At 68.4% G+C, this 1,501-nt stretch carries 1 protein-coding gene and 1 pseudogene; both read right to left on the bottom strand.

What is annotated here, in order from left to right; genetic code table 11:
* Positions 1-515 (bottom strand): annotated as a pseudogene (locus AOK24_RS44375) (hypothetical protein); the annotation flags it as partial.
* Positions 398-1,321, bottom strand: a complete 924-nt coding sequence (gene metF, locus AOK24_RS44370) for a methylenetetrahydrofolate reductase [NAD(P)H] (protein ID WP_055725468.1) — start codon at positions 1,319-1,321, stop codon at positions 398-400. The pseudogene AOK24_RS44375 and the gene metF, both read right to left, overlap by 118 nt.
* Positions 1,322-1,501: the final 180 nt, after the last annotated feature.

The following is a 1,501-nucleotide window of genomic DNA, read 5'->3' as shown; positions in this document are numbered from 1 at the left end:
AGGGGCGGGGTCGCGGGGGCGGCCGGATCGTCGTCGTCGGCCTTCTTGCCCTTGCGGCGCTTCGTGAAGCCCTCCGCGAGGCCCGGGCGGCTGACCGCCCAGCCGGACTCGAAGCCCTTGCGGAACGACAGCGTGACGTACGTCTGCCCGATCGCGAACGCGACCGCGCCCACGGCGATCACCGGGACCGATGGAATCAGGACACCGAAGACGACGCCCAGGAAGCCGGCGAAGGCCAGCAGCCGCCAGCGCAGCCGCGCCTTGTACTGCAACAGCACTTCGCCGAGCAGCCAGAGTGCGACGACGCCGAACGCGATGTAGAGGACCGTCCAGCCCATGTACGCCCCTCTTCTCCCAGTGGCCGCTACGCAGTGTGTCTTATTTCCGTGCGACCGGTCTAGGCCCGCGGGGGATGGTGCAGGCCAAGGTTCTCGTAGATTTCCAGCGACGCCGTGGAGTTGTTGAGCGTGATGAAGTGCAGTCCGGGGACGCCCTCGGCGAGCAGCCGCGCGCAGAACTCCGTGGCGAATTCGATACCAATGGAGCGTACAGCGGCCGGATCGTCCTTCGCTGTGAGGATCCGCTCTTTCAGGGCGGACGGGATGACCGCGTTGCTGAGCTGCGGGAGCCGCTCCAGCATGCGGACGCTGGTGACCGGCATGATCTCGGGGATGACCGGGGTGTCGCAACCCGCGGCGGCGACGCGGTCGCGCAGGCGCAGGTACGACTCGGGCTGGAAGAACATCTGGGTGATCGCGTAGTCCGCGCCCGCGCGGCACTTGTCGACGAAGTGCGCGACGTCCGTGTCCCAGTGGTCCGACCTCGGGTGCATCTCCGGGAACGCGGCGACGCCGACGCAGAAGTCGCCGGACTCCTTGATCAGGCGGACGAGTTCCGCCGCGTACGTCAGTCCGCTGGGGTGCGCGATCCAGTCGGCCATCGGGTCGCCGGGCGGGTCGCCCCTGACCGCGAGCATGTTCCTGATGCCGGCGTCCGCGTACTGGCCGATGATGTTGCGCAGTTCGGCGATCGAGTGGTTCACGGCGGTCAGGTGCGCGACCGGCGTCAGCGTCGTGTCCGCGACGATCTGCTGGGTCTCCTTCACCGTCCCCGCGCGCGTGGAGCCGCCGGCGCCGTAGGTCACGGACACGAAGTCCGGTGCCACCGCCTCGACTCTCCTCAGCGCGCTCCACAGGCTCCGTTCGCCCTTGGGCGTCTTCGGGGCCGAGAACTCGAACGAGTACGTCGTCTTGCCGGACGCCAGAATGTCACGCACCGTGCGCGCGCGGTCGGTCCTTGTGGATGCGGTTCCGAGGGCCATACCCGCAGGTTAGCCAGCACCGGGCCACTCCCCCAACCGGCCCTCGGAAATTTGCCCTAATCCACGGGTGCGGTGTCCGTTTATCGGACGGGGCGTAGGGGAAGTGGGCAGGTCCGGTGGCTGCGCCGCCTTCCCCGGTCACGCCTCGTTCAAGCGTTTCTTGAGGATCGCCGCGGCCTC

This window comes from Streptomyces niveiscabiei (assembly GCF_001419795.1).
Lineage (GTDB): Bacteria > Actinomycetota > Actinomycetes > Streptomycetales > Streptomycetaceae > Streptomyces > Streptomyces niveiscabiei.
The sequence above is the reverse complement of the archived record's forward strand: the minus strand, read 5'-3'. Positions and strand labels throughout refer to the sequence as shown.